This is a genomic window from Pseudomonas sp. AK181, from assembly GCF_051122975.1.
GTDB classification, from domain to species: domain Bacteria; phylum Pseudomonadota; class Gammaproteobacteria; order Pseudomonadales; family Pseudomonadaceae; genus Aquipseudomonas; species Aquipseudomonas lactis.
Window position 1 is genome coordinate 3,325,257 of record NZ_CP146348.1, and the last position, 14,117, is coordinate 3,339,373.

Below are 14,117 nucleotides of genomic sequence, written 5' to 3' on the forward strand. Positions count from 1 at the left end.
ATGAGCAAACCCGACAACACCACAGCGACGCCGGATCATGAGCCGTCGCGGATCCGTGAAGGTTTGCCCTTCCCCCTCGGCGCCACCTGGGATGGCCTGGGTGTGAACTTTGCGCTGTTTTCCGCCAACGCCACCAAGGTGGAGCTGTGCCTGTTCGACGATACCGGCGAGGTTGAGCTGGAACGCATCGAACTGCCCGAATACACCGATGAAATCTTTCATGGCTACCTGCCCGATGCTCACCCCGGGCTGATTTACGGTTATCGCGTATACGGCCCCTATGACCCAGCCAATGGTCACCGTTTCAACCACAACAAGCTGCTGATCGACCCCTACGCCAAGCAACTGGTGGGCGAACTCAAATGGTCCGAAGCGCTGTTTGGCTACACCATCGGCCACCCGGACGACGACCTCAGTTTCGATGAACGCGACAGCGCGCCCTTCGTGCCCAAGTGCAAGGTCATCGACCCGGCACACACCTGGGGCAACGACCAACCGGTACGGGTGCCGTGGGACCGTACGATCATCTACGAAACCCACCTGCGCGGCATCAGCATGCGCCATCCTTCGGTTGGCGAGTCAGTGCGAGGGACCTGCGCCGGGTTGATGGAAGATGACGTACTCAAGCACATCCGTCAGTTGGGCATTTCCTCGGTCGAGCTGTTGCCCGTGCACGCCTTCGTCAACGACCAGCATCTGCTGGAAAAAGGCATGACCAACTACTGGGGCTACAACAGCATCGCGTTCTTCGCCCCCGACCCGCGCTACCTGGCCAGCGGCAAGATCGCCGAGTTCAAGGAGATGGTCGCGCACCTGCATGAGCAGAAGCTGGAAGTGATTCTGGACGTGGTCTACAACCACACCGCCGAAGGCAACGAGCGCGGCCCGACCCTGTCCATGCGTGGCATCGACAATGCCTCCTACTACCGGCTGATGCCCGACGACAAGCGTTTCTACATCAACGATTCCGGCACTGGTAATACGCTGGACTTGAGCCATCCGTGCGTGTTGCAGATGGTCACCGATTCCCTGCGCTATTGGGCCACCGAGATGCACGTCGACGGCTTCCGCTTCGACCTGGCGACCATCCTCGGGCGCTACCGCGACGGCTTCGATGAGCGCCACAGTTTCCTCGTGGCTTGCCGCCAGGACCCGATCCTGCGCCAGTTGAAACTCATCGCCGAGCCCTGGGACTGTGGCCCCGGTGGCTACCAGGTGGGCAATTTCCCGCCAGGCTGGGTGGAATGGAACGACCGTTTCCGCGACACCGTGCGGGCGTTCTGGAAAGGCGACGACGGCCAGCTCGCCGACTTCGCCGGGCGCATGACCGCCTCGGGCGAGATGTTCAACCACCGTGGGCGCAGGCCGTACAGCTCGGTGAACTTCATCACCGCCCACGACGGCTTCACCTTGCACGACCTGGTGTCGTACAACGACAAACACAACGAGGCCAACGACGAGAACAACCAGGACGGTAGCAATAACAACCTGTCCTGGAACCACGGTGTCGAAGGCCCTACCGACGACCCGGAAATCAACGCGCTGCGCCTGCGCCAGATGCGTAACTTCTTCGCCACCCTGCTGCTGGCCCAGGGCACGCCGATGATCGTCGCCGGGGACGAGTTCGCTCGCACTCAGCACGGCAACAACAACGCCTATTGCCAGGACAGCGAAATCGGTTGGGTCAACTGGGACCTGGACGATGACGGCAAGGCCTTGCTCAAGTTCGTCAAGCGCCTGATCAAGCTGCGCCTGGCGTACCCGATCCTGCGGCGCGGGCGTTTCCTGGTGGGCGACTACAACGAAGACATCGGCGTGAAGGACGTCACCTGGCTGGCGCCGGATGGCAACGAGATGACCACCGAGCAATGGGAAGACAGCCAGGGTCGTTGCCTGGGCATGCTGATGGATGGCCGCGCCCAGGAAACCGGGATTCGCCGTGCCGGGGCCGATGCTACGCTGCTGCTGGTGGTCAACGCCCATCACGACATGGTCAATTTCCGCCTGCCGCCGGTGCCGGAGGGTGAGTTCTGGACCTGCCTGCTCGACACCAACGACCCGGCTGTGCGTGGCCAGGAACGCTTTGATTTCGAGCACGAGTACGCGGTCACCGGTCGCTCGCTGCTGCTGTTTGAACTGCAGCACGAAGGCGAGGTGTGAAATGGCCTTGCACGGTTTCCTTCGGGGCTACCGGGGCTATGCCGACACGCAAGCCCTGGGCAATGCGCTGAGGGCCCTTCAAGAGGAAGGCCTTGATCAACTGCCGTTGCCGGGCAGCGGCGATACCCTGGCCCGCTTGAGCCAATTGGCTCAGGTGGCCGGGCATGACCTGCGCCTGTGCAAGTTGTTCGAAGGCCATACCGATGCGCTGGCGATCATTGCCGAACTCGACAGCCCCTTGCCGCCGCTGGGCAGCACCTGGGGCATGTGGGCGGCCGAGCCGCCGACCGCCAAGGTGCGCGTGCGCCGCGACGGCCAGCGGCTACTCGTTGAGGGGCGCAAAGCCTGGTGTTCCGGTGCGGCGGTGGTCAGCCATGGATTGTTGACGGCCTGGGACGAAGAGGACCGCCAGCAACTGGTGGCCGTGGCGATGGATCAGCCTGGCATCACGGTGACGGATGAAGGTTGGAAGGCGGCGGGCATGGCGGCGACCGGTAGCGTCGACATCCTGTTCAGCGCCGCCAGGGGGATTGCCGTGGGTGGCCCGGGCGACTATCTGTCTCGCCCGGGCTTCTGGCACGGCGGCATCGGCATCGCCGCGTGCTGGTACGGCGCGGCGCAACGCCTGGGTGAAGTGCTGCGCGCCCAGTGTGCCACGCGTGCGGAGCCCCATGCATTGGCCCACCTCGGCGCGGTCGACAGCGCCCTGAACAGCGCCGCCTGCGTGTTACGCGCCAGCGCCGCGCAGATCGACCGCCAGCCACGCGCCGATGCGCGGCAGCTGGCACAACAGACGCGCGCGTGTATCGAGGACACCGTCGAGCAAGTGATCCACCATGTGGGCCGTGCGGTCGGCGCCGGGCCGTATTGCAAGGACCCGCATTTTGCCCAGTTGATGGCGGATTTGCCGGTGTATGTGCGGCAAAGCCATGCCGAACGCGACTTGGCCGCTTTGGGCGAACACGTCGCTGGCGAGCCTACAGGGAGATGGGAGCTATGAGGCCCAACCCGATTGTTGGCCAGGGCACACCGTTAAGCCACTGGCAAAACTCTGAACGGTTGGCCGAGTTGCCACACATCAGCGTGGCGCAGTTGGTGCCGCCAGGGCATCGAGCGGTGATCGTCGCCCCGCACCCTGATGATGAAGTGCTGGGCAGCGGCGGCTTGCTGCAAGGGTTGGCTGCATTGGATCGCCCCATCCAGTTGATCTCCGTCACCGATGGCAGCGCCAGCCACCCTGGCTCCCGGCGCTGGCCGGTGGAGCGCCTGAGCGTGGTGCGCCCGCAGGAATCAGCCCAGGCCCTTCACCGCCTTGGCTTGCCGTTGCACAGTTTGAAATGGCTGCGCGGCGGGTTTACCGACAGCCATGTGGCCGAGCGCGAAACCCAGCTGTGCGAGTTTATCCAGCGCTACCTCAAGCCCAACGACGTGGTGTTTGCCACGTGGTGCGAGGATGGGCATTGCGATCATGAAGCCGTGGGCCGCGCCAGCGCCAAGGCAGCCAAGGCCGTCGGCGCAGTGTTGTGTGAACTGCCGGTATGGACCTGGCACTGGGCCACCGCCGAAGACCACAAAGTGCCCTGGCATCGGGCGCGCAAGATCCCGCTGACCGCCGAACAAGTGGCGCGCAAACGCCATGCGATCCACGCCTTTGCCAGCCAGTTGGAGGGCGACCCGCAAATCGGCTTGCCTGCGGTGTTGGCGCCCTATGTGGTGGAACGCTTGCTGCAACCTTTTGAGATGGTATTCGTATGAGTGTGGCAACCCCCTACTTCGACCAGTTGTTTGCCGGCAATGACGACCCCTGGGCGTTTCGTCAGCGCTGGTACGAACAACGCAAGCGCGCCCTGACCTTGGCCGTGCTGACGCGGTCGCACTATGCGTCGATATTCGAGCCGGGCTGTGCCAATGGCGAACTGAGTGCCGAGCTGGCGCCACGTTGCGACCGCCTGCTGTGTTGCGACACTGCAAGCGCTGCGGTGCGGCTGGCACAGGCGCGGCTGGAGCGTTTTGCTCATGCCCGCGTGGAGCAGCGCCGCCTGCCAGAGCAATGGCCCAGCGGGCAGTTCGAACTGATCGTATTGAGTGAGCTTTGTTACTACCTGGATGCAGATGATTTGAATCGTCTGATCGATTGCGCCCTCGCCGCCTTGACCGCTGACGGGCAACTCTTGGCCTGCCACTGGCGAGCGCACATTGACGGTTGCCCGCAAACCGCCGAACAGGTGCACGCCGTGCTGCAACAGCGTCTGGGTGTAGCACCGTTGGTGCAGTACCAGGACCCGGACTTCCTGCTCGACCTGTGGAGCCTCGACGGCACCTCGGTCGCTCGCCACGAGGGCTTACGATGATCGGTATTCTGATCCCGGCACATAACGAAGAAGCCTGGTTGGATGATTGCCTGAGGGCTGCGCGGATCGCCGCCGACCATCCTGGCTTGCTGGGTGAAGCGGTACAGATTCTGGTAGTACTCGACAGTTGCAGCGATGCCAGCGCGGCGATTGCCCAGGCCCACCAAGTGCACTGCCTGCACGTGCAGGCTCGCAATGTGGGGCATGCCCGCGGCGTGGGTGCACGGTATTTGCTGGAGCAAGGCGCGCGGTGGATTTCCTGTACCGACGCCGACAGCCGCGTCGCCCCTGACTGGCTGGTGGCCCAACTGGCTCAAGGTTGTGACGCGGTGTGCGGCACAGTCACCGTAGACGCCTGGAGCGAAGGCTTCGACCCGGCTGCGCAGATCCGCTATCACCAGGCCTACCAGGCCCGCGACGGGCATCGGCATATCCACGGTGCCAACCTGGGCGTGAGTGCCCGCGCCTATGTAGAGGCCGGTGGGTTTGAACCGCTGGAATGCCACGAGGATGTACAGCTGGTGCGTGACTTGGAGCGTTGCGGCGCCTCCATCGCCTGGAGCCATGCGCCGCAAGTGGTGACCAGTGCACGCCTGGATTGCCGGGCTGAGGGTGGGTTTGGGGACTATTTGAAGAGCTTGATGCAGGCTGGGTGAAAACAAAAACGTTTAACAGCTGACTGATCCAATATCCCCGTCGGCTGGGGCGCCGTCATCGCAGGCAAGCCAGCTCCCACAGGGATCTGTGCCAGACGCTGATTTTGTGGGCAACATAGCCCCCTGTGGGAGCTGGCTTGCCTGCGATGACGTCAGCCCAGCAAACATCGCATCAAAGTTGTGCAGACCCCCATGCCTGTCTATGCTCCTAACGCCTCGCACAGCACTCACCCCAGCGGAGCCTGGGGTGAAGACAAGAGCGTCGTCCCGTCAACGGGGTACGACCCGGTATCAACCGACAAGGATGTGACACCCATGAAGCCTGCCTCCTTAAGCGAAGGCCGCCGCGGCCCCGCGCAAATCTGGAACAGTGCGCCGCAGTTGGCGCAAACCCCCATCATCTCCCTGAACACCCTGGTACCGCGCGGCGCTCGCGTGGTGGTGATCGCCCCGCACCCAGGCGATGAAGTGCTGGCATGCGGCGGTTTGCTGCAACTGCTCAGCACCCAGGAGCATCCACTGCAATTGATCTCCATCACCGACGGCAGCGCCAGCCATCCCGGCTCGCAAGTATGGCCGGCCAGCCGCTTGAGCGTGGTGCGCCCCCAGGAAAGCGCCGAGGCCCTGCGCCGATTGGGCATGCCCTTGCACAGCCTGAAATGGATTCGTGGCGGGTTTTGTGATGACGCCCTGGCCGCCCGTGAACAGCAGATGAGCCAATTCATCGCGCGCTACCTGCAACCCGGCGACGTGGTGTTTACCACCTGGCGCAACGACGGCAATGACGACCACGATGCCGTTGGCCGCGCGAGTGCCAAGGCGTGCAGTCTGGTGGGTGCGCAGTTGTATGAACTGCCGGTCTGGGCCTGGCACTGGCCAGCACGGGAAAGCGCGTTAATGCCCTGGCAACGTGCGCGCAAGGTCCGCCTGGACACCTGGACCGTCGCGCGCAAGCTGCACGCCGCCCATGCCTACGCCAGCCAATTGGTGGGCGACCCGCAGATCGGCTTACCACCGATGCTCGCGCAAATATTGCTGGAACGCATGCGCGAGCCCTACGAAATCCTGTTCACCTGAAAGCAACCCTGTAGGAGCGAGCTTGCTCGCGAAAAACCTCAACGATAACGCGTGCGTCCTGGATAAACGCGGCGCCCATGAGCCTTTCGCGAGCAAGCTCGCTCCTACAGAGTTGGGGCTTTTACCTACAGACTCAATCTGCCAAACTGATGCGAATAATTATCAACAGATTTACTATTCGCCACGGACGGCACTTGGGGAGCCCTACTTTCATGTCTGTGCAACAACGCGGCGGCAACGTTTTTACACCCAGTCTGATGGCAATCACTATCGCTCTAGCAACCTCCAATGCGGCCATTGCCGCCGACGCCGAAGCTCCGGCCACCATCGAGCTGGGTGCCACCCAGGTCTCGGGCCAACAGCTTGGCGCAACCACCGAAGGCAGCGAGTCGTACACCACCGGATCGATGAAGACCGCGACCAAACTGCCGCTGACCCTGCGCGAAACCCCGCAGGCCGTCACCGTGATCACGCGCCAGCGCATGGATGACCAGGCCATGACCAGCATCAACGACGTGGTCAATGCCACGCCGGGGCTGTTCCTCAATTACTCCAACGGCCCTGGGCGACAAGGCTTTACCGCACGCGGTTTCGACATCGACAACCTCATGTATGACGGTATACCCAGCGGCTACAACGGTGCCTCGGTAGGCGCCCAGCCGAACCTGGCAATGTTCGACCGTGTCGAAGTGGTGCGCGGCGCTACCGGCCTGGTGACCGGCGCGGGCAACCCTTCGGCCGCCATCAATCTGATCCGCAAGCGGCCACTGGACGAGCAGAAAGTCACGCTCACCGGCGCCGTCGGTAGCTGGGACGACTACCGTGGCGAACTCGACGCCTCCAGCCCACTCAATGACAGCGGCACCTGGCGCGGTCGCGTCGTCACCTCTTACCGGGATGCCAACAGCTTCATCGACAAGGCTGAACAGGATCACGGCCTGTTCTATGCCGTCACCGAAGCCGACCTGGGCGAAGACACCACCCTGACCCTCGGTTACTCGAACCAGAAGGACAAGACCAACTACTTCTGGGGCGCTTCGATGGTCGGCCTGGATGGCCGCCACCTGGACCTGTCGCGCTCTTACAACCCAGGCACCGACTGGGAAAACAAGGACCAGGAAATCAACACCGTTTTCGCCGAACTGCGCCAGCGCCTGGCCAATGACTGGAGCCTGCAGGTCAACGCCAACTACGCCGAACAGAACGCCTTGTTCTCCGGCTCCTACCAATCGCGCTGGACCAACAACACCCTGGCCCGCACCGTGTACCAGGCCAGCTACGATGAAAACCAGGCCGGGCTCGACGCCTTTGCCAGCGGCCCGTTCGAGGCGTTCGGCCGTACGCATGAACTGGTGGTGGGCGCCAGCAAGCGCATCTACGACATGACCACCCACAGCTACAGCCCGTACGACCTCAACTGGCCGATCAATGCCGGCAAACCGAACTTCACCCACACCAATAATGTGCGCGAAGTCACCACCCAGGACGGTTTCTACCTCACCAGCCGCCTGAGCCTGGCCGACCCGCTGAAGCTGATCCTCGGCGCTCGCCTGGACTGGTATGACTACGACAACCGTGATGCCGCCGGCGACTACAAGGTCACCCGCAACCTCACCCGCTACGCCGGCCTGATCTACGACCTGGACGACCAGCATTCGGTATACGTGAGCTACAGCGACATCTTCACGCCGCAAAAGGAAAAGAGCACAGCCGGCACTCCGCTCAAGCCCATCGTCGGTAAAAATTATGAAGTTGGCGTCAAAGGCGAATACTTCGGTGGCACGCTGAATGCTAGCGTGGCGTTGTTCCGCGTCGACCAAGAAAACCGCGCCGTGCCGGTGGTGGTGCCCAACTGCCCGCAGGCGTCCTGTGCCGAAGCCTCGGGCGAAATCCGCAGCCAGGGTATCGACTTCGAACTGCAAGGCGCCTTGACCGAAAACTGGCAGGTCGGCGGCGGCTATACCTATGCGCGCACCCACACCATCAAGGACGACGCCAACCCGCAGAAGGTCAACAAGCAGTTCGATACCGACGTCCCGGAACATCTGTTCAAAGTGACCACACGCTATAACTTCCAGGGCCCGCTGGAAAAACTCCGAGTCGGCGGCAATATCTCCTGGCAGAGCCGCATGTACAACGACATCAAACTGGCGGATGGCAGCTACTATCGGCTCAAGCAAGGCGGCTACGCCGTCACTGACTTGATGGCAGGCTATCGCGTCAACCAGCACCTGGACTTGCAGCTCAACGCCAACAACATCTTTGATCGCCACTACTACCAGTCCATCTCCAACAGTGTGGACTATGGCGGCGACTCCTATGGCAGCCCCCGCAACATGATGCTGACTGCCAAGTACAGCTTCTGAGGCTCACGGCAACCTCGGCTGCCCGCTCGGGCAGCCGTTCTTAAAGTCCCGCGCCCGCGTGCCGATAACGCGTGGGTAACCGGCGACAATCCCGAACATCTGCTTGACTCCACAGCGGCGCGCCTGTGTGGCACACCGCGTGCTTGCTTGACCTCGACGCCCCCTCTCATGGAGTAAGAGTGAATGCCCGTCCGTTTTCTAGAGCACTATCGCAAGGCCGACCGCATCATGCTGGCATTGATCTGGCTGATGTTCCTGTTCTCCCTCGGCCTGGCGTTCTGGCACGACACCCTCATGCAGGCCGTGATCGTCGGTGGCGGCACTGGCGTGGTGCTCACGGCGCTGTACCGCATCATCGGCGGCACCCGCGTGATGCGCTGTGCACTGGGTGCCGGCTTGATGGTGATGGCGGCGTTGCACATCAACCAGGCGCACGGGGTGATCGAATCCCACTTCGGCATTTTCGCGCTGTTGGCGGTGCTGACCTTCTACCGTGACTGGCTGCCGATTCTGGTGGCGGCACTGACCATCGCGGTGCATCACGTGGTGTTCCATGCCTTGCAGCATCAGGGTTTCCCGGTGTTTGTAATGGAGCATCACGGCGGCTGGACGATGGTTTTCGTCCATGCCTTCTATGTGGTGATGGAGACCGTCGCCCTGCTCTACCTCGCCGTCCATAGCCAGGCCGAAGCGGTGGAGAGCCAGGAAATGCTGGAGAAGATGCTCGCCGTTACCTCGCAGTTCACCGTGGAAACCGCCCAAGGTGAAGGCAAGGCCCACGTGTCCCTCGCCAAGCGCTTCGACCACTTCCTGCAGCAACTCACCCACCTGATCGACGGCGTCGCCCGCGACTCCCATGGCCTGGGCCAGCTCGGCCAGGAACTGGCCAGCGCCAGCGGCACCCTGGAAAAAGGCGCCCGGCATCAACTGGCACAGATCGGCGAAATGACCGGCTCGATGCAGCGCATGGAAGACGCCATGGGCCACATTACGGTGCAAGTTGAACAGGCAGTCGAACACGCGGGCCAGGCCAGCCAGCAGATTGTGCGCGGCCAGGAAAGCGTCGGCCGCGCCCAGCATGAAATCAGCCAACTGGCTTCGCGCATCAACGGCACGGAGTCGACCGTAGAATCCCTGGCGGTGCAGGCTGAACAAATCGGCTCGGTGCTGGAAGTGATCAGCAGCATCGCCAACCAGACCAACCTGCTGGCCCTCAACGCCGCCATCGAAGCCGCCCGCGCCGGCGAGCAAGGCCGTGGCTTTGCCGTGGTGGCCGATGAAGTGCGCAGCCTGGCTCAACGCACCGCCCTGTCCACTCAGGAAATCAAGAGCATCATCGAGGGCCTGCAACACGGCAGCCGCCAAGCCGTCGAAGCCATGCACGCCAGCCGCGAAGGCGTAGAGCGCTGCGTGGCAGACAGCCAAGAGGCCGTGGACATGCTACGGGCGGTGGGCGAGGACATCGCGCACATAGACCAACTCAACGGCCACATTGTCACCACCACCCGCGAGCAGACCTCCGCCAACCTGGAGATCGTCGAGCGCTTGCAGTCGGTGCAAAGCATCGCCCAGAACACCGCCGACGACGTCGAGACACTCGCCCGCAGCAGCGAACGCCTGCCACCGATCGCGGTGCGGCTGGATGCGTTGGGGCGCAGGTTTCATCCTTGAGCGCGTGGAAAATAACCCGCCAGACATTTGCGTTTCCCGGTAGCAGCCGGTTCCACTTCACCGATCCGGATGGGTATGAGTTAGCGGTGTGGAGTGCTGCGGAATGTTGAGCGTAAACTCAGCAGGGTCTGTGTCACTCAAGCGGAGTACCCATTATGGAATACGACGAAAAACTGATTGAGGAAGCCGTACTTGCCCTGCTGACCACCTTCAGCTTTGATAACGGCAACTCATGGAAAGGCCACGACTTTCAAATAATGAACCGACTTCACGAGCAAGGGTTTATCAGTAATCCGGTGAACAAAAATAAATCCATTTGGCTGACGCCGGAAGGCTTGGAACGGGGCCGGCAAATCGCCGATCGGTTGTTTGGCGCAGCACCTGAAGCGCTCGCGGGGCCGTAAGCCCCGCCACGGATTGTTAACCCACGTTTAATGCCTTACGACCTGCCAACCCGGAGCCACCATGGACCTCGCCACCCTCGCCCTCTTCCTCCCCGCTTGCTTCGCCCTGAACATGGCCCCCGGCCCTAATAACCTGCTATCCGTGAGCAACGCTACCCGCTACGGTTACCGCACCTCCTGCCTCGCGGGTCTCGGCCGCCTGCTGGCCTTCGCCGGCATGATCGCCCTCGCCTCCGCCGGGTTGGCGGTGGTGCTGCAAACCTCGGAGCTGTTGTTCTACGGGATCAAGATTCTCGGCGCGGCGTATCTGTTTTACCTAGCGTACCAGCTATGGCGCGCAGACCCGCAGCAGCAGGTGGACACCGCAACAAATAAGGTAGGGCTGTGGGCCTTGGCGCGACAGGAGTTTCTGGTGGCGGCAGGCAACCCCAAAGCCATCCTGATCTTCACCGCCTTCCTCCCGCAATTCGTGGTGCCCGGCCAACCCGTCACCGCGCAATTTGCCCTGCTGGGCGTGATGTTCCTGGCTCTGGAATGGGTCGCCATCAGCGCCTACGCCTATATGGGCCTGCATATGCGTCGCTGGTTTGCCGAGCCGAAGGGCAAACGCCTGTTCAATCGCTGCTGCGCGGGGTTGTTGTCAGCGGCGGCGGCGGTGTTGTTGACTGCGCGCAGGGCATAACCGCGGTGGGGAGTGCTCCTGGCAGCCGACGCCGATCTAACTGATGCCCCGCGATCCAAATGTGGGAGCTGGCTTGCCTGCGAAGACGGCCTGCCAGCCGACGCCTATCTACCGGACACCCCACGATCGAAAATGTGGGAGCTGGCTTGCCTGCGATGGCGGCCTGGCAGCCGATACCTCCCTACCTGACACCCCACGATCCAACTGTGGGAGCGGGCTTGCTCGCGAAGGCGGCCTGACAGTCGACGCAGTTATACCGAGTACATATCCATTCCTGCGGTAACGGCCACTTAGGGTTCCGCCCTGACGGCGGCTCACTTTCGAAAAGCGCGAAAGTAAGCAAAGCGCTCTTGCCCCACCACTCGGCACCTCGCTTAGGCTCGGTGTGCCCGTAATCCGCCAGTGATTTGGGGGGCCGCCGCCACGCGCCATCCATGGCGCGGGGCGGCTAAACCGGCATCCCTGCCGGTTTACCCCCCAAATCACTGTCGAATTCCGGCCAGCGTGGTTTAACGGGGCGCCTAAGATCAAAAGCAGATCAAGAGCGACTCGCTTCGCATCGTGGTTACCGTCGGCTGCTACCGTCTGCAAAGTTGCGTAGATACCTACGCTATCTCAACGGCAAACCATACCTCACCTCCACCAGCGCAACACCGCCCCTCTCAAGATCGCGCTCAGTCGCGGCCTCCTCCACACACCCCGCCCGGCGATAAAATCGAATAGCCCGTTCATTACCGGCCAAGACCCACAGCGTTAAACGCTCATAGCCTTGCACCAATAGATCCTGCAAGCCGGCTTTCCACAAGGCCAGCCCGACGCCGGTTTGCCAATGCTCGGCGAGCACGTAGATGGCCATGACCTCACCTGCATTAGCCTGCACAGCGTCTTCATCACGGCTGGCGCCCACAGCTATCCAGCCAACCACCTGCTGGCCCACCTCGGCAACCCATACCGTCGACTCACCCAAGGCAAGCGAGCGAACCCAATGGGCTTCGCGCCTAGCCAGCGTTGCTTGCAACCTGCTCAAGAACTGGGCGGGCATCAGGTCACGGTAGGCATCCTGCCAACTGCTGATATGCACCTGGGCAATGGCTTTTGCGTCGGCGGGTAAGGCCCTGCGAATCATGGAAATGCTCCTGAAATACGGTTATTTCAGTATGCATGCCTGTCGATGACAGAAAGCCCTGCGCTGAACACGGCCCAATATCAATACCAACCCCAATGTAGGAGCGAGCTTGCTCGCGAAGAACTTCAACGATAACGCGGGCTTCCTGAGTGAACGCGGCGCCTGTGAGTTTTTCGCGAGCAAGCTCGCTCCTACAGTTGCAGGGCGATTCCGGCGTCGATGAAGAACACCGGGGCCCGCGTGAAGGCTCCAGCCAACATCACCCCTTGGTCAAATCCACCAAAGGCATCTGCCGCACCTCAGTCTCCCGCCCACCCTGAATCTCGCTGACCTGCTTCAAGGCCTTATCAACAGCCGCCTTATCCGCCAACAAGCTGTAGCTGATACGAAACTGCTTATGCTCCTTCGCCCCAATGGTGGGTACCAGATTCAGCGGCCGCTGATAACGACGGTTGTACGAAAAACTCGTCCCCGGCTCCAGCCCCGTCACATAACCCTGCCCTTGGGTATCAGTGTTCTTCCACAGCGAAAACACCGGCAGCGTCTGCGTATTGAAACCAACCGAAACCCCCAGGCTGCCGGCTTTGTTATGCAGCACCGTCAAGGTATCGCCCTTGGCATCGGCATACGGCACCACGTTGTAGACCGTTTCGTCATAGTCCTTGGTCGGTGCGCGGTAGGTTTGCCAGTCGGCCAGTTCGCCCTTGGCCTTGTCGTTGAACGGAGACACCTGCTTCACTGGCGCAACGAAACGCGCGCGCTGCTCCAGGAACGGCGTGCTGAAGTTACTGTGATACAGCGCCTGGTATTCCTTCGGATAATCGCCATTGTTGGTCAGCGTGTCGTTGAGGGCAAACACCACACTGCCAGGTTCGGTAACCAGTTCGGTCGCAACGGAGAAATCGACCTTCTTGAACGCCTGCTCTTTCAACTCGCCGCGCAGGGTGATGGCGTACGGCGGTTTTTCATCGATATGCAGGGTGACTTTATTCGCAGGAATATTGGCCGCCCGCCCGTGCAGGGTCAGCAGCTCACCGTTGTCGATGCCAGGATGCCCAACCCATTCGTAGCCGCAACGGGTAACCAGTTCATTGAAACCTTCCAACCAACCCAGGCCACCACGGCCATTGAGCTCGATAAAGGACGGATTGACCACTTCCTTGACCGGCGAATCCCACCCCATGCGCACATCACCAACCGACGCCTGCAACACGTTCATGCCACGCGTCGGCACTACCGAGAGCTTCATCGTGCCGTTATCGATATCAACAATGCTCACACCCTCCTGTCGGCCACCGTGCAGGGTGCGCAGGGTAACGCTGAAGGGTTTGCCGGTTTGGATGCCGAGCTGCTGGCTGGTGACCTGCCAGTTCTGGGCGGGTTTGTCGGTATCGAGCAGCACGTAATCCCAGGCCAGGGCGTGGGAGGCGGCAGAGAATGCGCTGAGGGCAACGAGGAGTTTGAGCGGGGTCATGGCGGTGGCCTTTATTGGAGTTGTTTGCGTTTTATAAACTCGATGAAACGTTTCAGCAAGCTTAAAAGACGAGACCGTGTGTGGAAAGGCCATGAAGCAGGTGGAACAGATCAGGAGGTCAAGGCGATGCGCTTTCCGGCAGGCTGGAAC

The 14,117-nt window shown here is 61.7% G+C and carries 12 protein-coding genes and 1 pseudogene; 11 read left to right on the forward strand and 2 right to left on the reverse strand.

Annotation, left to right across the window (positions count from 1 at the left end; genetic code table 11):
- From glgX to V8689_RS15240, 11 genes and pseudogenes are all read left to right on the forward strand, one after another.
- On the forward strand, positions 1-2,160 hold the full coding sequence (gene glgX, locus V8689_RS15190; RefSeq protein ID WP_056783568.1) for a glycogen debranching protein GlgX: 2,160 nt from the start codon (positions 1-3) through the stop codon (positions 2,158-2,160).
- Between the two features lies 1 nt (position 2,161).
- The gene (locus V8689_RS15195) at positions 2,162-3,160 is read left to right on the forward strand and encodes an acyl-CoA dehydrogenase family protein (RefSeq protein WP_056783571.1); all 999 of its coding nucleotides are present in this window, start codon (positions 2,162-2,164) and stop codon (positions 3,158-3,160) included.
- The gene (locus V8689_RS15200) at positions 3,157-3,915 is read left to right on the forward strand and encodes a PIG-L deacetylase family protein (RefSeq protein ID WP_056783574.1); all 759 of its coding nucleotides are present in this window, start codon (positions 3,157-3,159) and stop codon (positions 3,913-3,915) included. The genes V8689_RS15195 and V8689_RS15200 overlap by 4 nt, the downstream gene beginning before the upstream one ends.
- A complete protein-coding gene (locus V8689_RS15205; RefSeq protein ID WP_056783577.1) occupies positions 3,912-4,511 on the forward strand; it encodes an SAM-dependent methyltransferase in 600 nt (199 codons plus the stop codon). Before V8689_RS15200 ends, V8689_RS15205 begins: the two co-directional genes overlap by 4 nt.
- A complete protein-coding gene (locus V8689_RS15210; RefSeq protein WP_056783580.1) occupies positions 4,508-5,167 on the forward strand; it encodes a glycosyltransferase in 660 nt (219 codons plus the stop codon). The genes V8689_RS15205 and V8689_RS15210 overlap by 4 nt, the downstream gene beginning before the upstream one ends.
- A gap of 315 nt (positions 5,168-5,482) precedes the next feature.
- Positions 5,483-6,244, forward strand: a complete 762-nt coding sequence (locus V8689_RS15215; protein WP_056783583.1) for a PIG-L deacetylase family protein — start codon at positions 5,483-5,485, stop codon at positions 6,242-6,244.
- Positions 6,245-6,456: 212 nt separating this feature from the next.
- Positions 6,457-8,610, forward strand: a complete 2,154-nt coding sequence (locus tag V8689_RS15220) for a TonB-dependent siderophore receptor (RefSeq protein WP_056783586.1) — start codon at positions 6,457-6,459, stop codon at positions 8,608-8,610.
- Between the two features lie 183 nt (positions 8,611-8,793).
- Positions 8,794-10,281 (forward strand): methyl-accepting chemotaxis protein, encoded by a 1,488-nt coding sequence (locus V8689_RS15225; protein ID WP_056783590.1) that lies wholly within the window; start codon positions 8,794-8,796, stop codon positions 10,279-10,281.
- An 11-nt stretch (positions 10,282-10,292) separates the two neighbouring features.
- Positions 10,293-10,391, forward strand: a pseudogene (locus V8689_RS15230) (VOC family protein); the annotation flags it as partial.
- Between the two features lie 45 nt (positions 10,392-10,436).
- Entirely contained in the window at positions 10,437-10,685 is a 249-nt protein-coding gene (locus V8689_RS15235; RefSeq protein ID WP_056783593.1) for a DUF6429 family protein, read from the forward strand.
- Positions 10,686-10,746: 61 nt separating this feature from the next.
- Complete coding sequence (locus tag V8689_RS15240) at positions 10,747-11,367, forward strand: LysE family translocator (protein WP_056783596.1); 621 nt, start codon at positions 10,747-10,749, stop codon at positions 11,365-11,367.
- Positions 11,368-11,977: 610 nt separating this feature from the next.
- Here the strand turns inward: V8689_RS15240 and V8689_RS15245 are convergent.
- Both V8689_RS15245 and V8689_RS15250 read right to left on the reverse strand, forming a co-directional pair.
- Positions 11,978-12,493 carry a GNAT family N-acetyltransferase gene (locus V8689_RS15245; RefSeq protein WP_056783599.1) on the reverse strand — a complete coding sequence of 172 codons (516 nt, stop codon included), beginning with the start codon at positions 12,491-12,493 and terminating at the stop codon, positions 11,978-11,980.
- Between the two features lie 259 nt (positions 12,494-12,752).
- The gene (locus V8689_RS15250; protein WP_056783603.1) at positions 12,753-13,967 is read right to left on the reverse strand and encodes an aldose 1-epimerase family protein; all 1,215 of its coding nucleotides are present in this window, start codon (positions 13,965-13,967) and stop codon (positions 12,753-12,755) included.
- Positions 13,968-14,117 lie beyond the last annotated feature (150 nt).